At 59.5% G+C, this 19,041-nt stretch carries 20 protein-coding genes, 1 tRNA gene and 1 pseudogene; 17 read left to right on the top strand and 5 right to left on the bottom strand.

The window, feature by feature from the left end:
- Window positions 1-156 precede the first annotated feature (156 nt).
- Window positions 157-342, bottom strand: coding sequence for a hypothetical protein (locus tag EGO55_RS19500; RefSeq protein WP_021691813.1), 186 nt, complete (start codon window positions 340-342; stop codon window positions 157-159).
- On the opposite strand from EGO55_RS19500, the gene EGO55_RS19505 reads away from it, so the two are divergent.
- Window positions 341-877 carry a hypothetical protein gene (locus EGO55_RS19505; protein WP_021691812.1) on the top strand — a complete coding sequence of 179 codons (537 nt, stop codon included), beginning with the start codon at window positions 341-343 and terminating at the stop codon, window positions 875-877. The two genes, EGO55_RS19500 and EGO55_RS19505, sit on opposite strands and share 2 nt — an antisense overlap.
- Window positions 878-881: 4 nt before the next feature.
- Here EGO55_RS19505 and EGO55_RS19510 read toward each other — a convergent pair whose 3' ends face one another.
- Window positions 882-1,826, bottom strand: coding sequence for a hypothetical protein (locus tag EGO55_RS19510; protein ID WP_040717493.1), 945 nt, complete (start codon window positions 1,824-1,826; stop codon window positions 882-884).
- Between the two features lie 351 nt (window positions 1,827-2,177).
- On the opposite strand from EGO55_RS19510, the gene EGO55_RS19515 reads away from it, so the two are divergent.
- The 4 genes from EGO55_RS19515 to EGO55_RS19530 all read left to right on the top strand — a co-directional run bounded on the left by EGO55_RS19515 (window position 2,178) and on the right by EGO55_RS19530 (window position 5,887).
- Window positions 2,178-2,918: a hypothetical protein gene (locus EGO55_RS19515; protein ID WP_021691810.1), complete on the top strand. Its 741-nt coding sequence runs from the start codon at window positions 2,178-2,180 to the stop codon at window positions 2,916-2,918.
- A gap of 106 nt (window positions 2,919-3,024) precedes the next feature.
- Window positions 3,025-3,228, top strand: a complete 204-nt coding sequence (locus tag EGO55_RS19520) for a hypothetical protein (RefSeq protein WP_124916825.1) — start codon at window positions 3,025-3,027, stop codon at window positions 3,226-3,228.
- A gap of 94 nt (window positions 3,229-3,322) precedes the next feature.
- Window positions 3,323-4,084, top strand: coding sequence for a hypothetical protein (locus EGO55_RS19525; protein WP_021691808.1), 762 nt, complete (start codon window positions 3,323-3,325; stop codon window positions 4,082-4,084).
- 72 nt (window positions 4,085-4,156) lie between these two features.
- Window positions 4,157-5,887 (top strand): type IV secretory system conjugative DNA transfer family protein, encoded by a 1,731-nt coding sequence (locus tag EGO55_RS19530; protein WP_021691807.1) that lies wholly within the window; start codon window positions 4,157-4,159, stop codon window positions 5,885-5,887.
- Between the two features lie 38 nt (window positions 5,888-5,925).
- Here EGO55_RS19530 and EGO55_RS19535 read toward each other — a convergent pair whose 3' ends face one another.
- Window positions 5,926-6,483 (bottom strand): hypothetical protein, encoded by a 558-nt coding sequence (locus EGO55_RS19535; protein ID WP_021691806.1) that lies wholly within the window; start codon window positions 6,481-6,483, stop codon window positions 5,926-5,928.
- 29 nt (window positions 6,484-6,512) lie between these two features.
- Here EGO55_RS19535 and EGO55_RS19540 point away from each other — a divergent pair, with 29 nt between their 5' ends.
- A complete protein-coding gene (locus tag EGO55_RS19540; protein WP_021691805.1) occupies window positions 6,513-6,899 on the top strand; it encodes a hypothetical protein in 387 nt (128 codons plus the stop codon).
- Window positions 6,900-7,143: 244 nt separating this feature from the next.
- On the opposite strand, the gene EGO55_RS19545 is transcribed toward EGO55_RS19540, so the two are convergent.
- Entirely contained in the window at window positions 7,144-8,169 is a 1,026-nt protein-coding gene (locus EGO55_RS19545) for a hypothetical protein (protein WP_124916826.1), read from the bottom strand.
- A 127-nt stretch (window positions 8,170-8,296) separates the two neighbouring features.
- Here EGO55_RS19545 and EGO55_RS19550 point away from each other — a divergent pair, with 127 nt between their 5' ends.
- Together EGO55_RS19550 and EGO55_RS21795 are read left to right on the top strand one after the other, a co-directional pair.
- Complete coding sequence (locus tag EGO55_RS19550) at window positions 8,297-8,752, top strand: hypothetical protein (RefSeq protein WP_021691803.1); 456 nt, start codon at window positions 8,297-8,299, stop codon at window positions 8,750-8,752.
- 558 nt (window positions 8,753-9,310) lie between these two features.
- Window positions 9,311-10,309: pseudogene (locus tag EGO55_RS21795) on the top strand (recombinase family protein); the annotation flags it as partial.
- Window positions 10,310-10,823: 514 nt separating this feature from the next.
- Here EGO55_RS21795 and EGO55_RS19565 read toward each other — a convergent pair.
- A tRNA-Ser gene (locus EGO55_RS19565) sits at window positions 10,824-10,913 on the bottom strand.
- Window positions 10,914-11,118: 205 nt separating this feature from the next.
- On the opposite strand from EGO55_RS19565, the gene EGO55_RS19570 reads away from it, so the two are divergent.
- Genes EGO55_RS19570 through EGO55_RS20645 form a run of 9 tightly spaced genes read left to right on the top strand, consistent with a single transcriptional unit; the run spans window position 11,119 to window position 19,001 of the window.
- The gene (locus EGO55_RS19570) at window positions 11,119-12,060 is read left to right on the top strand and encodes a lytic murein transglycosylase (protein WP_124916827.1); all 942 of its coding nucleotides are present in this window, start codon (window positions 11,119-11,121) and stop codon (window positions 12,058-12,060) included.
- 10 nt (window positions 12,061-12,070) lie between these two features.
- Window positions 12,071-12,964, top strand: a complete 894-nt coding sequence (locus EGO55_RS19575) for an SPOR domain-containing protein (RefSeq protein ID WP_210766590.1) — start codon at window positions 12,071-12,073, stop codon at window positions 12,962-12,964.
- 32 nt (window positions 12,965-12,996) lie between these two features.
- A complete protein-coding gene (locus tag EGO55_RS19580) occupies window positions 12,997-14,157 on the top strand; it encodes a D-alanyl-D-alanine carboxypeptidase family protein (RefSeq protein ID WP_021691799.1) in 1,161 nt (386 codons plus the stop codon).
- Window positions 14,154-14,792, top strand: a complete 639-nt coding sequence (gene tmk / locus EGO55_RS19585) for a dTMP kinase (protein ID WP_021691798.1) — start codon at window positions 14,154-14,156, stop codon at window positions 14,790-14,792. Before EGO55_RS19580 ends, tmk begins: the two co-directional genes overlap by 4 nt.
- Entirely contained in the window at window positions 14,789-15,751 is a 963-nt protein-coding gene (locus EGO55_RS19590) for a DNA polymerase III subunit delta' (RefSeq protein WP_021691797.1), read from the top strand. The genes tmk and EGO55_RS19590 overlap by 4 nt, the downstream gene beginning before the upstream one ends.
- Entirely contained in the window at window positions 15,744-17,297 is a 1,554-nt protein-coding gene (gene metG, locus EGO55_RS19595; protein WP_021691796.1) for a methionine--tRNA ligase, read from the top strand. Before EGO55_RS19590 ends, metG begins: the two co-directional genes overlap by 8 nt.
- Entirely contained in the window at window positions 17,297-18,073 is a 777-nt protein-coding gene (locus EGO55_RS19600; protein ID WP_021691795.1) for a TatD family hydrolase, read from the top strand. The genes metG and EGO55_RS19600 overlap by 1 nt, the downstream gene beginning before the upstream one ends.
- The gene (locus tag EGO55_RS19605; RefSeq protein WP_040717469.1) at window positions 18,070-18,837 is read left to right on the top strand and encodes an MBL fold metallo-hydrolase; all 768 of its coding nucleotides are present in this window, start codon (window positions 18,070-18,072) and stop codon (window positions 18,835-18,837) included. Before EGO55_RS19600 ends, EGO55_RS19605 begins: the two co-directional genes overlap by 4 nt.
- Complete coding sequence (locus tag EGO55_RS20645; protein WP_021691793.1) at window positions 18,834-19,001, top strand: hypothetical protein; 168 nt, start codon at window positions 18,834-18,836, stop codon at window positions 18,999-19,001. Before EGO55_RS19605 ends, EGO55_RS20645 begins: the two co-directional genes overlap by 4 nt.
- The last annotated feature ends 40 nt before the right edge of the window (window positions 19,002-19,041 follow it).

Below are 19,041 nucleotides of genomic sequence, written 5' to 3' on the forward strand. Positions count from 1 at the left end.
CGCGAAAACGGTGCTCACTGCGACTCCCAATTCCGGGCCGGAGATCGAGGGATGAGCGACGGTCAACCGCCGTTCTGTAGGGGAAAATATTATCACAGGTGATTTCCCTTGCAAAGAAAATAGAGTATCAAAAACAACCGTTTATGAGACTGGAAATCAGTCGATAATCGCCGTTTCAAGTTTAATCCCGTCGAATAGGCGGGTTGTTTTTGGAGCGGGGTCTGAAATGGCAAGAACGAAAAATATAGTATCGGCCTTGGCGGCAAGTTTCCTTGCATCCGTCTGCCTCACTACTCCGGCGCAGGCGCTTGAGCCGAAGCAATGTCTTTCGATGGCGGACATGAACGCTGCGCTTCGCGCCGAAGGTCAGAGCGTCGTGATTATCGGCGACCGCGAAGCGCTCCAAAATCCGACAGGGCAAATGACGCGGGTTGTCCGCTATGTGAACACCGTCACGACCAATGCGGACGGATCGGTCGGCTATCAGCTTGAAGGGGACTTACCTCGCGCTCAAACATCAACCAGCGTGTGCGTTGGGGCGAAGCTCACCAATGTTCGCCTGTATGACGCCCGCCAGCCCGTCATACCACAGGCCGTCTTTCTCGGCGGACAGTTCGACGCCTTGGTCCGCGCAAATGCAGCGAAGGGCAATCGCCCGATGATGCTCGCCGATACCGTTCATTCCGCGCCCGGAGGTGGTGAACGGCGTGGTCTGCCGCTGGTGATGTTCGGCGATCCGCAGGACATGAAAACAGCGTCACAGGTGACACAGCTTTCAGACGGACGGCCACAGTTTCTCGTTGGAATGTCCGATACGGATTACACGTCCGCCGGACTGGCGCGGCTCAACGCGAAACTTGCATCCCGCGAACCTTGAAATCTTACGACATATCGAAGCCGCCTGTGCCGCCCGTCATCGGCAGCGCGGGTTTAGCCGCGATGGCAACCTGTGCGCCGGGTTTTGGCAAGGCAGGGTCAACGGTCGCATCTGCAACGATAGATGGAGCAGCAGCAGACCGGAATTGCGGCGCAAGGTTGGGCGTTCCCGCGAAGGGGTGATCGTCTAGAATATCATCCTTTGTCTCGCCCGAGCTATTTCGGGAACCATCGCTGACGCTAGTTTCGAGCGCATTGCTCTGTCCTAGCGATTGATCCCGTCGTTTAGCAGCGCCCGCGACATATTCCTCATATTCTGCCTTTATGTCGGGATGCTCGGAAAGCTTGCGATCCAGTGCGGTCATGTCGCCCGTCCATTGGCTCGGCGGCATCGACTGCATCTTGGCATATAGGGCAATGTCATCGGCTTCCGTCTTCGCTTCGGCGTCGGTCTTGTTTTCCTTCTGCTTGATCTGCGCGATCAGCCAGCGGCGTAACGGCGTGTCGTTTTTCAAATCGTCGCTGAACGCGGACCACTCCGCACCCGTCATGGTCACGCCGCCAAGACTATGCTCTGTCCGCTCCCATTCCTCCCGTTCGCGCTCACGCACCTCCTGCGCGTCGTCCATCGCGTCGCGCAAGGCGTCGTCCTGCTCCTGTGCTTTCTTCTGCTCGGGCGAGCCTTCAACCAGTTCCTCAAAATAGTCCTGCAACGTGCCACCGCCGTTGGAGATCGAGAAGTCGCCGTGCAGTTCGAGCGTCCAGACGAGCGAGGCATAGGCCGTGGCGATCGCGCCGGGGATGAACGAACCGAACGAACCCGCCATCGCTACCGTGATCGGGTCATAGGTGCGGACGCGCACTACCGTGCTATCGTCAAAGCGATCAATATCCTCGTCCCGTGCGGCGGCGATCTGTGCGTCCTCTGTGGCGCTGCCTTCATCCGGCATGGGTAGGGGCGAGGTATTATCCGGCGATGTGTCGGGGTCAGTCGTCATTCCTGCCATTATGGACTTGTCAGAATAAGACGAATTTAAGTTTTCCTACAATTTTACAGATAATTAGTTCAACTTTTATCTATCCTACCGGATGCGCGGCATGGTAATTTGCATGGACCGCGCGGGCGTCCATTCCCCCACTTGATTAACCGTGCGGTCAACCGGGGCTTGCGCCTGTAATTACTCACAGTTTTACTGCCGCTTATTTCGGTTTCATCTATCCTACCGCAACGGGAATCTGGCACTCTCTCCCTGCCGCGTCGGGCTGACCAACCAGAGAGCCAGCCCTGCGCGGCACCCCGCATGACAGACATACCCGCGCCACCAACCAATCCGAAGGCCTATCCGGCCCGCTCCCGCAAGCGCGAACCGCTTGCGGCGGAAACGGTCGCGCAATTGCGTGGTCACGCCGAGCGCACGGGCGTTGGCGCAATGCGGCTGCTGCGTGGGGCGAAGGACAAGCCCGCCGGGTTAACCTCCAATGTCATCGCCCATTGGCTGAGAGGGGCGGCGCAATATGCGAATCCTGTCCATGTCGCCTATGTCATGGAGCGGTGGGCGGCATTGCCGACCAACAAGCGGCTTGCCTTCACGAGCGAGATGCGCGCGCACCTTGCCGCCGAGTTTCTGCGAACCGGATCGGGGCCAGTCCCGCTATTGAAGCGGGCGAGCGACATGCCCTCGGGCCTGACGCACCAGATGCTGCAATCATGGTTGCACGGGGAGCCGGGGACGGTTGGCGAAGCGTTTTGGGATCATGTGACGGGATGCTTGCGGGCGCTGCCCGACGATCCGCGAAAACAGCCGCGACGGGGTAGACCCAAAGGTGAATCGCATGACAAGATCGATGAAATTGAGCTTGCTGAGTTGCAGCATCATCGCAAGCGGACGGGCATTGGTCCGACTATGTTGCTTCGCCGTGCCGCCGACAAGCCCGCTATGCTCACGCCGCCGATGGTGTCTCAATGGTTGAACGGGGTGACGGAAAGGGCCGACCCCAAACTGGTAGCCTACGTTCTCGCGCGGTATCGCGCATGGCCGTAATCGCACGGCCAAACTGATCGTCACCATAGATCCGTTGGGCCTATGCCCCCGCACCCGATTAGCGGGAGTGCCATCGGCTCCTTTCCACAACGGGAAAGGATAGGACATGAGGATGGTGATCGACGTTACCAAGATCGGCGATCTGACATTCGAGGTGTGTTTCGATGAACGACTGCGCGACGATCTGCGCGAGGTGTCGGGCTGGGGAACGGAAGAAGATGCGGTGAGGCGCATCCTCGCGGGCGTGCTGCTCGGCGATGGACAATCCGCGCGTTTCTTCGATGATCTCGACGGCGAAGTGCCGTTCTGACCCTTAAGCCCCCGCAAGGGCTGGGCCGCTGAACCTATGGCGAGGCGCATAGGGCCGCGACAGGCGCGGCCCTGTCAGCGCGAAGGAAAGTGCCATGCCGTCCAGCCTTCCCCCCATGCCGCCGATGAAACCCATCGGCGATAGCGCCGGAGCATCCGGCCCCGCGACGATGGCGAGCGCGCCGCCGCGTTCCGGCTTTCAGGGCGCGCGCCGCCTGCGCCAGCTTGTCGGCTACGTCGCCGGCGGCGGCTTCGCACTCGTCGCGTTGATGTGCGTCGCGGAGGTGGTGGTGCGCGACGATCTCAAGCCGACAACCTTGCTCGCCACGATCGAGGCGCAAACCGAACTCGGCATCTTCAATCAGCGCATGGGTGCGGCCCCCGGCGCGAAGCCGATGACGGAAGCCGAATATCGCGAGAAGATCGCGGAAGCGGAGCGCACCGGGCAGGCGAGAGCGGAACTTGGTTTCCAACGCCAGCTTGCCGCCGTGCAGGCCGACAAGGAGCGCGTCGTCGGGGCTTATCAGGCGCTCTACCAGCGGACCAATCTCATCGCGCAAGCGGGCGTCCAGATGGAGGCGACCGCACAGCAATTCCGCCAACGCCTTGTTGAGCAGACCAACGGCGGGCGGGCCGTGGTCATCAGCGTCTATGACGGGCTATGCGCTCTCGGCGATCAGGGGTCTTGCCAGTCGGCGCGGGATGCGCGGGCGGGCATGGTCGCGGAAGCGGGCGAACTGACGGAAGGCGATCTGTCGAAGAAGGTCGCACGCCTGATGGCGGGCGTTCCCGATCCGGCCTCGTTGGTCGCGGGCCATGACATAGCCGCGAACGGGCCGCCCGATCTCGACCGCTGATTCCGCTCAATCCCCCCGATCTCTCATCCGGCGCATCGCAAGGTGCGCCGGATTTTTTATGGGAGAAGGCCCGTGTCGCTGTTCGATGATTTTCCGCGTGGGCGTCCGGGCGGCGACAATTGGGGCGCGGCGCTCGGCTCGGCGAGCTGGTCCACCTCCGCGCCGTCATGGCGACCGGGCATGATCTTCGTCGGCCTCGATGATGCGGGCAACGAGGTCGGCCATAGTGATGATCGCCATATCGTCACCGTCGCCGGATCGCGCGGCGGCAAGGGTGTCTCCGCGATCCTGCCGAACTTGCGCCGCTGGCCGGGAAGCTGCGCGGTTCTCGATCCCAAGGGCGAGAACGCGACGCGGACGGCCACGATCCGCGCCGCCATGTCGGGCCATCGCGTCGCCGTGGTCGATCCGCATGGCGTGGCGCAGGTGCCGGACGATCTCCGCGCCAGCTTCAACCCGCTCGATCTCATCGACGTAGCTGCGGACGACGCCATCGACATAGCCGCCGCCATCGGCGACGCGCTGATGATCGACAGCGGCGACGGCAAGGATGTGCATTGGACTGAGAGCGCCCGTCAGGTGATCGAAGCGTTGATCCTCTATGTCGCCGTCAACGAAGTGGAGGCGGGCCGGAGCCTCGTCCGCGTCCGCCAGCTTCTCACCAAGGGCGAGCCTGAACGCGCGGCTTTGCTCAACGAGCTGGAAGTGGAAGCGCACGGCAGCAAGGGACAAATCTTCTCGCCCTTCGATGCGCTGTGGGATTCGATGGCCCGGTTCGACTGCCCCAACGAGTCGGTGGCGGACGTGATCGTCGGCGCGGCGAACTCGGTGCGCGACATGGGCGAGAATGAGCGCGGCAGCGTGCTATCGACCGCGCGGCGCAACACGAAATTCATCGACTCGCCTTGGATGCGCCGCGCCTTGCAGGGCGGGCGCTATGCCAAGCTCGACATTGATCTGCTGAAGGCGTCGGAGCGCGGCCTGTCCATCTACCTGTGCCTGCCAGCCCGTTTCCTGCCGACCCATGCGCGGTTTCTGCGCCTCGCGCTGAACCTCATTCTCTACCGGATGGAAGCGCAAGGGCTGGACCAGCCGCGTTGCGGGAATCCGGTGTTGATGGTGCTGGACGAGATCGCCGCCATCGGTCGGCTGGACTGCATCGAGAAGGCGGCGGGGCTGATGGCCGGGTTCGGGGTCAAGCTGTGGAGCATCTGGCAGGATTTATCCCAGATACAGCGCGACTACCGCGCCTCATGGCAAACCTTCCTCGGCAATGCCGGACTGCTGCAATTCTTCGCCAACTCCGACATGACGACGCTCGAATGGTTGTCGAAACGGCTGGGCCAGGTGGAAGTGATCCGCGAGACGCAGGGGGCTTCTGACGCCACCACCGCCAGCACCTCGAAAAGCCAGAGCCGCACCGAGCAATCGGGCTGGACACGCTCCAACGGGACAACGCAGGGGCAAAGCGCGATGGCGGACTTATCGCGGATGGCGACGCAGGATGGCGGGTCAGGGCTGATCCCGTTCCTTGCCCGCGCGGGCGCGTCGGGTGTCGCGCATTCCGAAGGGCGTTCCGATCAGGAAGGCCAGTCGGGCGGGGAAAGCGCCCAACAGGGCGATAGCGTCTCGTCCGGCACCAGCCGCACCGAGACGCGCAACGAGGGGATTCACCTGACGCCACTCATGACGCCCGATGAGATTGCGCGGATTTTCGCGCGAGGGACCAAGCGGCAAATCGTCGTGACGGAGGATGGGATTGCAGCCCTGCGGCGGCATTTCCCCAAAATAATCGTCACCTAGCGGTCAAGGTTTGTTGTCAATTGCAGATGACGCTACGTTTATCGATCCCGTGAATGGCCTTCGTATTCGCCATCTATTTTGCGTTCGAATAGAACGCCGTTGTGTTTGGCCAGTGCGGCAACATGATCCGTATTCAGCGTAAGGCAGATCGTTGAAAGCTTGACGGGCTTTGTCTGCCCGACAACGTCTGCGATAACATCAATCTCGTAGTTACCGGGTTCGAACTGATAAGCGTCTTCATGGACGGACAGAACGAAGTGGTGATTGACAGCCAACCCAGTGCGGCTGACGTGCAATCCGCTGCCCGGCGAAAGCTTTTCCGTTTCGCCATACCCCCAAAAGCTGAAGACCCTTTCGGCGTTGCAATGACGGACAACCGCATACATGCCTTCGACAACCTGCCCACGTGTGGCCGTGCTGTAGAGCAATGTTCGCAGAAACACCTTGGGCGTGGGCTTCGGCACGGTGTCGTATCCGAAGAAAACTATCGTTGGCTTCGTCATCGCCAGCCGACCGCGATCAAGGAATGCAAGCCAGAACGTGCCGAGCGATATAGCCAGCGATATGATCGAAATCGGAATGCTGACGTAATCCATATCGCTTCATAGCGCGAACTGGAACGGGAATGGAACAATCCTTCATCCCACGCTACCCTGTAGGCATGACGCAATTTCTATCGCTCATTACAGCATTCGGTTTGGGGTCGATTGTGACTGCGCTTGTCCAGTCATGGCTAGCCCGCAAGTCAATGAAGGACGAACGCAGCTTTCGTGAAAAGCAGGCCGCCTACATCGGACTGCTGGAAGCGTATCATCGTGCGGCAGTTGAAGGGACGGATGAAACGTCCAAGGCATTTGCTTACTGGCAGATGCGATGTGAGTTGGTCGGGTCCGCTGATGTAAGGGACGCTATTCGCCGTATTGTCGAAACGAACGATGATCGGGCAGGACGCGCAAAAGCGGACGACGATATGAAGAAGGCAATGCGGGCAGATTTAGGCGTCACATTCTAGCGCAGAACCCCCGATGCGAACAAAGCGTATGCCGCCACGCTGGCCCGACCTTGTGCCGTAAGGCGCAATTTTCCTGTCCGTCGTCGGGCTTTCAGCGCCAGCCGACCTGACCCCGCTCATGACGCCCGATGAAATCGCGCGGCTGTTTGCGCGAGGAACGAAACGGCAAATCGTCGTGATGGAGGATGGGATTGCGGCGCTGCTTCGCTATATCCCGCCCCGGTAAGGGGGCGGCACAAGGCTCTTACGGTTGCGGCGGCTTGGAATAAGCTCGGCTCAAGGTCTTGGGAAAATCCGGCTCGTCCCAGTAGATGCCGCCACGGTCGAGTTGCTTGCGGACGATAATCGGCAGGCCCTTATATTCGTCGCGCGACAGAACATGCGGCTCGATGGCCTGTCCATCAGGGACGCGCACGGCATAGATCGGCCACGCGCTAGGATTAGGGCCTTCGCTGGCGACCATGATCCCCCGGAATCCGTCCACACGGTCGGATTTCACCGGATCGCTGAAATGCAGGGTGTATTGGCCTGCGGGTGGCTTGAAGCCGGGCAGGCCCGCGACATGCTCCAGATTCAGCGCCATCATGGCGACCGCGTGGGTATCATCGAGCGGCGTCAGCTTGCCCATGCCGACATTCTCCTGCGGCTTTCCGAACATGCCGGGAAACGATGATGTCAGGCTGCAATCAAAATCGCTGTTCTCGGAACCGATCTTGAGATGATTGACCTGAACCTGATTGCGCGGGTCAAGATGGAATGGTCTGTAAAGCGTATAATCGCCAACCCAAGGGCTGATTTTCACGGCTCTCATTTCCGTGAAATAGCCGAAAACCTTCCTTGCCGATAAAACTAAAATTTCTTTCGATAACAAATTTTCCTCATATTCTCTGGTTTTGTATTCTATATTACATAAATCTATGGACTGTATCCATAGGAATAGAATCTTCATTGCCGATGGCTCGGGAAGTATGTTCTCCGCGATGGCTCGCGCGACCGACGAGCGGGAAATGCGAAAGTTCACATCCTCGATGCTGAACGGCGCGAATTTCTCAGGCTTATCGGCATTTACAGAATGCCAAGTCGATATATCGCCGCTGATTTTTTCATAGGACATGGGAAAGCGTTCAAGGTAGCCGCGTAAGCATTCAAGCGCCCGGTGAGCGTCCCTTTCGTTCATGGGTTCGCCAGTCCGGCGTGGTCGGCCACCCTTATCTTCCTGCGCGCTCATCTCGTTCCAGCCCTTTCCCTTGTCGCGGCGATTATTTCCCACTGGCATCCCGTCCTAACCACATATCCGGTGGGACGCATCCGCCACATCATTCAGCCCGTCAGGCGACGGCCCGACCGGCGGCGGACCCGCCGAGGAATGACAGGCCTGTCGATCATTGGAGCTTCCGATGTTCGACCACACACAGAATGAAGGCGGGAAACCCGCGCTTGAATCTCCTCCGCCCACTATCCGGGTTCACCCGCGCGAGCGGCTGTTGAGCCTCGATGCCATCGACGGGCTGGCGGAGTGCCTGAACGTCCTCAACCTGCCGCGCCGCAAGGTCGTGGAGTGGCTGACCGATACGCTATACGGCTGGATCGAGCAGGGCGGCGTCGTGTTGAGCGGCGAAGGCGAGGCCATCGACATATATCCCGGCATCATTGACGACGCACACGGGGACGATGGTTCCGCCGTCTGGATTTCCGAACAGCGCCGCCGTGCGGGTCATGTGCCGCAGCGCAGGCCGCGCCAGTCGATGCTCTTGCGGCTGCAACTCTATGATGCCGCGTTTCGGATCGGCATGTGCCGCTCGATTATCGCGGAAGCCGAACCGTCAAGGGAGACTGACGCGCCGAACGCATAGCTCCGGTTCATCGCGCGGCCCGCCGGACTCGATCCGGCGGGTTTCCCGTGTGCGGTGCAACGGCGCAAAGTTGCACAACTCTCGCGCGAAATGATAATATGAGAATATAGTGTATTGTCCATATTTGAGACAAATACGCGGAACATTTGCAAGGCTCGACAGAGGGCAAGCCAAAGCCACCAGAGGCTCGAAAGATAAGGGATAGATCAATTCTCTCATTGCTCATGCGAGCGCCGCCAACGGGCGGCGGAGAGGATTGTGGATGCGGCCTTTGTCGCCAGAGGAATTTGCGGAGCTACGCCTGATATTCACGGGATCAGCCGCGCCTTGCGAAAAGACCGATGAATTGATCCGCTTCCTCGATGCGGTCGCCATATCCTTTGTCGATCAGGCATACGGATTCAGCAGCGTACAAATGTCGCTTTCGGCCCGTGCAAATTGTGCTTTTTCAGAGAAAGACTCTTGCGATCGAGTCCATCGATCCGGTAAACAAGACAAGGATAAATTGAGTAAAAATATCTCCGAGTCGCTGGATAATTCGCGCAAGGATTTCTCGCCATGACAAGAAAAACAAATCACAAGGCGGTCATTTACTGTCGCGTTTCTACGAAGCGCCAAGCCAAAGAAGGCAACGGACTTACTTCGCAGGAGACGCGGTGCCGCGAATATGCTCATGGTCGCGGCCATGAAGTCATTGAAGTGTTCAATGATGACGTGTCGGGCAAGCTCGCCAGCCGCCCCGGCTTCGACGCCATGCTCCGCTTCATCCGCAAGAACCGGAAAGCCGAAATCGTCGTCATCATCGACGATGTAAGCCGGATGGCGCGTGACGTTCGCAACCACTTCGATCTCAAGGAAATGATCTACGCGGCGGGCGCGTCGCTGGAATCTCCCTCATGGGAGTTCGGCACGGACCCCGACAGCATTTTCCATGAGAATTTGATGGCGAGCCTCGCGCAGCACCAGCGCCAGAAGAACGGCTTGCAGGCCAAGGAACGGATGCGGGCGCGAATGCTCGGGGGCTATTACGTCCACAGCGCTCCGCTGGGCTTTCGCTACGAAAAGCATCCGAACGGCGGCAGCACGCTCGTTCGCGACGAACCCGTTGCCTCGGTGATCGCCGAGGCTCTGGAATCCTATGCCTGCGGTCGCCTCGGTTCCAAGGCTGAGGTGAAGCGCTTCCTCGAAACGCACCCGCAATTCCCGCGTACCCGTCACGGCCACGTCACCAACGAACAGGCCAACCGCATCCTGACCTACTGCGTCTATGCCGGATATGTCGAAAGCGAATGCTGGGGCGTGTCGCTCCGCAAGGGCTATCACGATGGCCTGATCTCGCTTGAGACGTTCCAGCGCATTCAGGAGCGTTTGAACGGCAAGCCGTTCGCGCCCGTCCGTTCGGACATTCACGCCGACTTCCCGCTCCGGGGCGTCATCGCGTGTGGGGACTGCTCGCACCCCATGACCGCCAACTGGACCAAGGGCCGCACCGCCAGCTACCCCTATTACGTCTGCCGTCATCGCGGCTGCGAGCGGTTCGGCAAGTCCGTCAAGCGTGAGATTGTCGAAGGGGCCTATGAAGGTCTGCTGACCCAGCTTGTGCCGAGCAAGGAAATGTTCGACGCCTTCTCCACCGTGTTCCGCAAACGGTGGGACGAGGGCGGACGCAAGACCAAGGAACGCCGCGCGGCGATCAAGCTCGAAATGGCGGCGGCGGAGAAAGCCATATCGCAGCTAGTGGAGCGCGTGATGGCCTCGCAAAGCCAGACCGTCATCAGCCGCTATGAGGAGGAGATTGAAAAGCTCGAACGCAAGAAGCTGGTTCTGACGGAAAAAACCGCCAAATGCGGCACGGCGCTGCCGGGCTATGACGAGAGTTTTCGAACCGCGTTTGAATTCCTCGCAAACCCTTGTGAACTCTGGAAAAATGGAACCTATGAGGACAAGCGAATCGTCCTCAAACTGACCCTTGACGCCAATCTCGAATATGACTGGAATCAGGGTGTTCGAACCCCTGTATTGTCCTTGCCGTTCAAGGCGTTAGGGGTGTCGCGCGGCGACGAAATGGTGTTGGCGGACAGGGTGGGATTCGAACCCACGGTGAGCTTGCACCCACGCCGGTTTTCAAGACCGGTGCCTTAAACCACTCGGCCACCTGTCCGCAGACGTGCCCCCGCTAGCGAGGCTTGCAAGGTTTGTCACGTGCAGACGGAAGGGAAACTGCGTTTTGCCGCAAAGGGGATTCCATGCGGTCAGCGGCTATGCCAGTATGACGTTATGATATTTCCCAAGCGCTTCGCTGCCTTTCTGGCCGCCACTGTAATCTCCGTCCCGCTTTCCAGTGCTTCGGCGCAAACGCCCGGGGGATGAGTTTCGATGCCTATATGCGGGTTGTCGCAGCAAAGGCCCGCAACGAGGGGGTTCGCGAATCGACCATTCAGCAGATGCTGTCGGATCTCACGCCCAATTCCCGAGTGATCGAACTCGATCGCGCGCAGCCGGGTACCCCGACACGCAGCGGCTTTGCTCCGATGGCGCCCTATATCGCCACACATGTCGATACCGCACGCATTTCTGGGGCCAAGCGCACCCTGTCATCGCTTCCGGACGGTGGCCGCGCGGTTTCCCAGAAATATGGCGTGCCCATTGAAATCGTGATCGCGATCTTCGGGCACGAAACCAACTATGGCAGCTATACAGGCGATTTCGATCTGGCCCGGTCGCTCGCCACGCTGGCATGGGAAGGGCGCAGGCGCGACATGTTCGAAAGCGAGCTGATCGCCCTGCTCAAGATTGCGGACAAAGGTTATCCGCGCGCGCAGCTGAAAGGTAGCTGGGCGGGGGCCTTTGGCTATCCGCAATTCATGCCCAGCATCTATTTGCGTCTTGCCGTGGATGGTGATGGCGATGGGCGCGCGAACATCTGGTCCAACCGGGCGGATGCGCTGGCATCGATCGCCAACTACTTCCGCGATGCCGGATGGCGCACGGGGCAACCCTGGGGGGTCAGAGCGACCATTCCCGCCGGCTTCAATCGCGCATCGGTGGGCAGCACGCTTGCTTCGCCGGTATGTGGTCGGGTCCACGAACGGCATAGCCAGTGGAAAACGGTGCGCGAATGGCGGGCGCTGGGTATCCAGCCACGCGCCCCGATTGGTGACGATGTCCTCGCCGCTCTGTTTGAACCCGATGGCCCCAGCGCGCCCGGGTATCTCTTAACCGGGAATTATAGGGTTATCACCGAGTATAACTGCTCGAACTACTACGCGTTGTCCGTTGGGTTGCTGGCAGATGAAATTGCTCGATAAAAAATGTTTGGTGTTGAGTGCAACGGTTGTTCTGGCGGCCTGCAGCAGCGCAGATACGGCTGTCGGTTCCGCCCCGGTTAATCCTTATGGCCCGGCGGCGGACTATCCCATGGTGCTGGGGGCACCGTTTGCGATCGATGGGGAATTGTACACGCCCGTCGATACCCTGAATTACGATAGCGTGGGGCAGGTCGTAACCGATCAGGCTGGCGGCGCAGCCATTTCCGCAGAACATCGCACGCTGCCACTGCCGAGCTATATCGAGGTAACCTCTCTCGAAACCGGAAAAACGATCCTCGTTCGTGTTGAACGGCGTGGGCCGATGAGCGGGCGCGCGCTGATCGGCCTTTCGCCCGGTGCCATGGAACAGCTTGGAGTGCAGCCGGGGACCGCCGTCCGGGCCCGCCGTGTGAACCCCGTCGAACAGGAGCGGGCGATGCTGCGCCGTGGGGAACGCGCACCCGAACGCATGGATACGCCAAAATCACTGGTCGAGGTGTTGCGGCGCAAGCTGCCAGCGGGAACCGATATTCCGGAAAGCCATCGTGATAGGGCCGATACCATGCAGGCGCCTGCATCGGCGCAACGCGTGACGCCAGCAAACGTTGTTCCGGAGAGAAAAGCAGATATCGCATCGACGAAACCGTCCGTTTCAGCGCCGTCTGATGCCATGGTCGCACCGAAGGGTAAGGGGGGACGTTACTTTGTTCAGGCCGGTGCTTTCTCCGTGCAGGCAAATGCGCAAAATGTCGCGAACAAGATCAACGGCACGATTGTTTCCTCGGGCAAACTTCACCTCGTGCGTGTTGGCCCTTTTCCGGGCCGGAAAGAGGCGGAAGCCTCGCTCGCCAAGGTTAAGGGCGCAGGCTATACCGGTGCGCGAATCTACGACACCGACCGATAAGCGCCCGGTTCCTGCGGGCATCAGGAGCCGTTTTGAACAAGATTTCGCGATTGATGCTCACTGCCATGTTGGTTTCCGCTGCTCCGGTCACGGCGGCGGACAATGCGATTGTCCCGGCAGTCCCTTCAGCCCAGGATGTGCCGATTGCTTTTCTGGCTGATCTCGGCACCGGACAGGTTCTGCATGAACGGGAGGCCGATCGCCGCTTTGTCCCGGCATCGGTGACCAAGGTCATGACGACATTCGTTGCTTTCGAACTGCTGGATGGGAAGCAACTGCTCCCCAATCAGGTCTTCACCATGAACCATGGCACCTTCCGCGATTGGGGGCGGAAGGGTTCCTCGATGTATCTCGCGGAAAATGAGCGCGTCACCGTCGATCAGTTGCTCCATGGCATTACTACGGTATCGGCCAATGATGCTTGTGTTGTGCTGGCAGTCGGTGCAGCAGGATCTGTCGACAAATGGCTGGCGATGATGAATGGCAAGGCCCGCGAACTGGGTATGGCAAACAGTCATTTCGGCACGCCGAATGGATGGATGGATGAAGGGCGCACTTATGTCAGCGCGCGCGATCTTTTTAAGCTGAGCCGGGCGTTGATCTCCCGCCATCCCGAACTCTATCATCGCTACATCGGTAAACCCAGTTACAGCCACAATGGTATCGTGCAGAACAACCACGATCCAATGATCGGGCGCGTGGAAGGTGCTGATGGCATCAAAACCGGGTTCACCCGGCAGGCGGGGTACAATTATCTCGGATCGGCGGAGCGGGATGGGCGGCGGCTTGTGCTGGTCGTCGCGGGGTCAGATCGGCCTGCCGTGCGCGCGGATGCGGCACGGGCCTATATCGAATGGGGCTTCACGCATTTCGCCACGCGCAAGCTGTTCCCCGCAGGAACGAAAATTGCTTCGGCCAAAGTACAGAACGGTTCCGAAACCAAGGTTCCTCTGGTGGCTGCCCACCCGGTTGTTATAAGTTATGAGCGGGGAACGACACCGGACATTGCTATGAAAATCCATTATAACGGCCCCTTGCAGGCCCCGCTCAAGGCACGTGCCGCAGTGGCCGAACTGGAGATCACGATCAAGGGACAACGCCCCTTCCGAACGGAACTCGTCGCAGCGCAGGCAGTGGCGCGTGCGAACTGGTGGCAGCGTATCCGCAACGGCGTCACCGGAATATTCGCATGACAGCAGGCCGTTTCGTCACCTTCGAAGGCGGGGAAGGGGTGGGGAAATCCACGCAGGCCCGCCTGCTCGCCGCAGCGTTGGAGGCGCGGGGTGTAAACGTGGTCCTGACCCGCGAACCAGGCGGAACCCCCGGCGCGGAAACGATCCGTAACCTGTTGCTGGCGAACGAAGGAAACGGGTGGAATGCCCGGGCTGAAGCCCTGCTGTTCGCCGCGGCGCGCTCGGACCATGTCGAACGCTTGATCCGACCGGCACTGGCGCAAGGACATTGGGTCATTTGCGACCGGTTCATCGATTCCAGTCGCGCCTATCAGGGTGGTGGCAGCGGTCTTGAAGATCATGATCTGCTGAACCTGCATGCGATTGGCAGTGCCGGGTTGCTGCCCGATCGCACGATATTGATCGAAGTCCCGGCCGAGGTCACAGCAGCGCGTCTAGCCCAGCGTGATGGGGCCGCCGTAGATCGGATAGGCGGACGAAGCGCGGAGTATCACACCCGTGTGGCGCAGGCTTTCGCACAATTGGCCGATGCGGGACCGGAACGCTTCGTTCGGGTTGACGGTCTGGGCGAGCGGGATGCAATCCATGCGCGCATTCTTGAAAGCCTTGTTGCCATGCTGGGTACCACGCCATGAGTTTTCAGGGGCATGAGGAAGCCTTGCGCGAATGGCGTGATGCCCTGTCCGGGACGCGGATGCATCATGGCTGGATTCTGGCGGGCAAAAAGGGATTGGGCAAGGCCGGTTTCGCCATGGCCGCAGCGCGGGAACTGGTCGCGGAGCCGGGCATTCCACAGCCGCCCGGCACACACCCCGATATCATCCTGCTGACGAACCTGCCAGCCACGGCCGACGATGAGGCGAAGAAGGCGGAAGGCAAACCGTATCAGCTAAAGCGCAGCATCGGCATCGCGCAAATCCGTGAGATGCAGCAGAGGCTGATCACGCGTCCGACTTTGGGAAGTCGACGGGTCATCATCATCGATCCGGCAGATGATCTGGAAAAGCCTGCTGCCAATGCCCTGCTGAAAAGCCTTGAAGAACCGCCTGCCGGTTCATTCTTTCTGTTGATTTCGCACCGCCCCGGGCGGCTTCTTGCGACGATCCGCTCGCGTTGTCGCATGCTACGTTTCCCGGCATTGCCGGACGAACAGGTCGATGCCGTGCTACGCCAGCATGCCCCCGAAGCGAACGCGGCAACCCGAGCGGCGGCAATCGCGGCGGCGGCAGGATCGCCCGGTGCGGCGCTGGATTTCGTCGCGCAGGACCTTGGTCCTCTGCATGGTCTGATGCAGCGCATAGCCCAGGCCGGTGATCCTGGCTTCACCTTGCGCGGGGAATTGGCCGAAGCGATCGGACAAAGGGCGGATCGGGCCAGAGTGCTCGCCAGTCTGGAGCTTGCCCGCGCGGTTCTGGCGACAGAAATGCGTCAGGCGCCAAAGGGGCGTTTACCCCGGATCGTGGATGCCCATGGGGAAATTAACCGCCTTGCAAGCCAGGCGCCGACCTACAATTATGATGCTGCCTTGCTTGTAATGGAAATCGGCACCTTGCTCGCATCGGCTGCGGTGGATAGGGAGCCCGCCTATGGCTGAACCCTATTACATCACCACCGCAATTGCCTATCCTAACGGCAAACCCCACATCGGTCACGCGTACGAGGCGATCGCCGCTGACGTCATCGCACGATTCCAGCGCATGAACGGCCGCGATGTGCGACTTGTAACCGGCACGGACGAACATGGCCTCAAAATGGACCAGACCGCGCGTGGCCTGGGGCGTGACACGCTCGAATTTGCAACGGAAATGTCCAACTACTTCCGTGATATGTGTGCCGCACTGAATATTTCTTATGATGAATTTTGCCGCACGACGGAGCCGCGCCACAAGGAAGCCAGCACCGCTTTGTGGAAGGCGATGGAGGCCAGTGGCGACCTCTACCTTGATCGGTATGAAGGGTGGTATTCGATCCGTGACGAGGCATTCTATGCCGAAGAAGAACTGATCGAAGGGGAAGGGGGGCAGAAACTGTCGCCCCAGAACACGCCCGTTGAATGGACGGTGGAGGAAAGCTGGTTTTTCCGTCTGTCCAAATACCGTGATTTTCTGATCGCGTTGAACGAAACACCGGGCTTTCTGGAACCCGAAAGCCGCCGCAACGAAGTCCTCGGATTCCTGAAGGGGCAGGAATTGCGCGATCTATCGGTCTCGCGCACCAGCTTCAACTGGGGGGTTCCGGTGCCCGGCAGCCCCGATCATGTGATGTATGTGTGGGTCGATGCATTGACGACCTATCTTACCGGGATCGGTTATCCCGACAACGCGGAGATGTTCGACAAGTACTGGCCGGTCAATCTGCACCTTATCGGCAAGGATATTGTCCGTTTCCACGCGGTCTATTGGCCGGCATTTCTGCAGTCGGCGGGTTTGCCGGTGCCGCAGAAAGTGTTCGGCCACGGGTTCCTTCTCCATCGCGGCGAGAAGATGTCGAAATCTCTCGGCAATGTCGTCGATCCGCTCGAACTGGCAGAGCAGTTCGGCGTTGATCAACTCCGCTACTTCCTCTTGCGCGAAGTGAGCTTCGGGCAGGATGGCAGCTATTCGGCAGAAGCGATTGTCACGCGTTGCAATGCAGAATTGGCCAACAGCTTCGGCAATCTCTGCCAGCGCGTGTTGAGTTTCATCGCCAAAAATTGTGACGGCGGGTTTACTGCGGAAGCGCCGGTTGCTCCGGCCGATGTGGCGCTGCGTGAAAAAGTGCGCAAGGCATGCGTTGAGGAACTGCCACAAGCGTTTGATCGCCTTGCACTGTCCGTTGGCCTTGATGCGTGGATGCAAGCCGTTTTTGCCTGCAATGCCTATGTCGATGAACAAGCGCCCTGGGCATTGCGCAAAACCGACCCCGAACGCATGAAACGCGTGCTTGCCACCTTGTGCGGTTGCATACGCGATCTTGCCGTAGCGGTTTCGCCGGTCACGCCGATGGCATCTGCAAAGATTCTCGATGCGCTCTGCATTCCGCAAGATGCGCGGGATTTGGCTGCACTGGCGCAGGATAACGCGCTGCAGGAAATCCGGGTCGACAATCCGACGCCAGCATTCCCGAGACTGGAATTGCCCCAGAATGGCGATGGCGCCTGATGTTGATCGATTCGCACTGTCACCTCGAATATGAAGGGTTGGTTGAAGATCGCGAAGGCGTACTCGCCCGCGCGCGTCAGGCCGGGGTGGGGGGATTTCTGAATATCTCCACCCGGCAAAGTGAGTGGGGGCAGGTGATTGGTACTGCCGAACGCCACCCCGATGTCTGGGCCAGTGTCGGCATTCACCCGCATGAGGCGGATGCCCATGCCGATCTTGGCGCTGCTGCGCTGCTGGATGTGGCTGCGCATCCGAAAGTCATTGGCATTGGGGAAACCGGGCTCGACTATTACTACGACAAATCGGATCGCCAGGTGCAGCAGGCCCTGTTTCGCGTTCATATTGCCGTCGCGCGCGAAACGGGTTTGCCCTTGATCGTGCATACCCGCGATGCGGAAGCCGACACGGCGGCCATCATTGCCGACGAAATGGGCAAGGGTGCGTTCCCTGCGTTGATCCACTGTTTTACGGCTTCCGCCGCATTCGCCCGAGACATGCTCGATCTCGGTCTGACAATCTCCTTGTCAGGGATCGTAACTTTTAAAAATGCCAAAGACTTGCAGGAAGTAGCGAAACTCATTCCTGAAGATCGTCTGTTGGTCGAAACGGATTCACCGTTTCTCGCCCCGGTACCGCACAGGGGGCGCACGTGTGAGCCGGCTTTTGTGGCCGATACCGCAACATTCGTGGCGCAACTGCGCGGCGTCGATGCCGACAGACTGCGTGACGCCACCACTCGAAATTTTCATGATTTGTTCCGGAAGGCCAAGGCATGAGGCTGATCATGCTCGGTTCCGGGACTTCTGCGGGGGTCCCACGAGTCGGCAATGATTGGGGAGCCTGCGATCCGGACGATCCACGCAACAGACGGACCAGGGTTTCAATCATTGTGGAAGGCGCTGATGGCGCGCGCCTGCTTGTCGACACCTCGACAGACTTGCGCCAGCAATTGCTGGCCAACGAGATAGACCGGATCGACGCCGTTTTCTGGACGCATGATCACGCCGATCATTGCCACGGGATCGATGATCTTCGTGCTTTGCGCTATGGTCGCAGCGGGCCGTTGCCAGGCTTTGCATCGGACGAAACCGTGCGCCGTTTGCGGCAGCGGTTTGGCTATATCTTCTCGGGGCAATACGGTTACCCCACGATCGTATCCGTCGACACGCTCGATCGGTTGCGGATGTTTGCGGGTATTCGCATCGATACGTGCCAGATGCCGCATGGCCCGATAGAAAGCACAGCATACAGATTTGATCAGGATGGCAAGTCTATCGGATATGCTACTGATTTCAGTGAGATTTGCGATGGAATTGTCGATCTATTCTGGGACATCGATATTCTGGTTGTCGATTGTTTGCGGCGCGAACCGCATCCAACGCATGCCAATCTCGCGATGGCGCTCCAGCTTGGAGAGCGTTGTCGAGCCCATAAAATCGTCTTGACGCATCTCGACAAGAGCCTCGATTACAGAAGCCTGAGCGACGAGGTGCCGGATAACGTTTTGGTCGGGTATGACGGCATGGTGCTCGACGCATGAGCAACATGTGGCTCTCGCTGGTCTTTGTGGCGCTGGCTCTTATCCTGCCGATGCGATCGCTGATGGTGCGCAGGGTTCCGTTCTCGAAATGGGCTGTCATGGCGCTGATCTGGGGCGCAATCTTCATCGCCACGATTTTTCTCATCGGGCTTTTTGCCGAGTGAGCCTCTGATTATACCATGTAATATTTAACATAATATATAT

The sequence above is a fragment of the Caenibius tardaugens NBRC 16725 genome (assembly GCF_003860345.1).
GTDB lineage: Bacteria > Pseudomonadota > Alphaproteobacteria > Sphingomonadales > Sphingomonadaceae > Caenibius > Caenibius tardaugens.

Bases quoted from the DNA above. Each gene is read 5' to 3' on its own strand.
- EGO55_RS19505 (WP_021691812.1), top strand. From the start codon at position 341: ATGAACGCTGCGCTTCGCGCCGAAGGTCAGAGCGTCGTGATTATCGGC.
- EGO55_RS19500 (WP_021691813.1), bottom strand. From the start codon at position 342: ATGTCCGCCATCGAAAGACATTGCTTCGGCTCAAGCGCCTGCGCCGGA.
- EGO55_RS19510 (WP_040717493.1), bottom strand. From the start codon at position 1,826: ATGCCGGATGAAGGCAGCGCCACAGAGGACGCACAGATCGCCGCCGCA.
- EGO55_RS19515 (WP_021691810.1), top strand. From the start codon at position 2,178: ATGACAGACATACCCGCGCCACCAACCAATCCGAAGGCCTATCCGGCC.
- EGO55_RS19520 (WP_124916825.1), top strand. From the start codon at position 3,025: ATGAGGATGGTGATCGACGTTACCAAGATCGGCGATCTGACATTCGAG.
- EGO55_RS19525 (WP_021691808.1), top strand. From the start codon at position 3,323: ATGCCGTCCAGCCTTCCCCCCATGCCGCCGATGAAACCCATCGGCGAT.
- EGO55_RS19535 (WP_021691806.1), bottom strand. From the start codon at position 6,483: ATGGATTACGTCAGCATTCCGATTTCGATCATATCGCTGGCTATATCG.
- EGO55_RS19540 (WP_021691805.1), top strand. From the start codon at position 6,513: ATGGAACAATCCTTCATCCCACGCTACCCTGTAGGCATGACGCAATTT.
- EGO55_RS19550 (WP_021691803.1), top strand. From the start codon at position 8,297: ATGTTCGACCACACACAGAATGAAGGCGGGAAACCCGCGCTTGAATCT.
- EGO55_RS19570 (WP_124916827.1), top strand. From the start codon at position 11,119: ATGAGTTTCGATGCCTATATGCGGGTTGTCGCAGCAAAGGCCCGCAAC.
- tmk (WP_021691798.1), top strand. From the start codon at position 14,154: ATGACAGCAGGCCGTTTCGTCACCTTCGAAGGCGGGGAAGGGGTGGGG.
- EGO55_RS19590 (WP_021691797.1), top strand. From the start codon at position 14,789: ATGAGTTTTCAGGGGCATGAGGAAGCCTTGCGCGAATGGCGTGATGCC.
- metG (WP_021691796.1), top strand. From the start codon at position 15,744: ATGGCTGAACCCTATTACATCACCACCGCAATTGCCTATCCTAACGGC.
- EGO55_RS19600 (WP_021691795.1), top strand. From the start codon at position 17,297: ATGTTGATCGATTCGCACTGTCACCTCGAATATGAAGGGTTGGTTGAA.
- EGO55_RS19605 (WP_040717469.1), top strand. From the start codon at position 18,070: ATGAGGCTGATCATGCTCGGTTCCGGGACTTCTGCGGGGGTCCCACGA.
- EGO55_RS20645 (WP_021691793.1), top strand. From the start codon at position 18,834: ATGAGCAACATGTGGCTCTCGCTGGTCTTTGTGGCGCTGGCTCTTATC.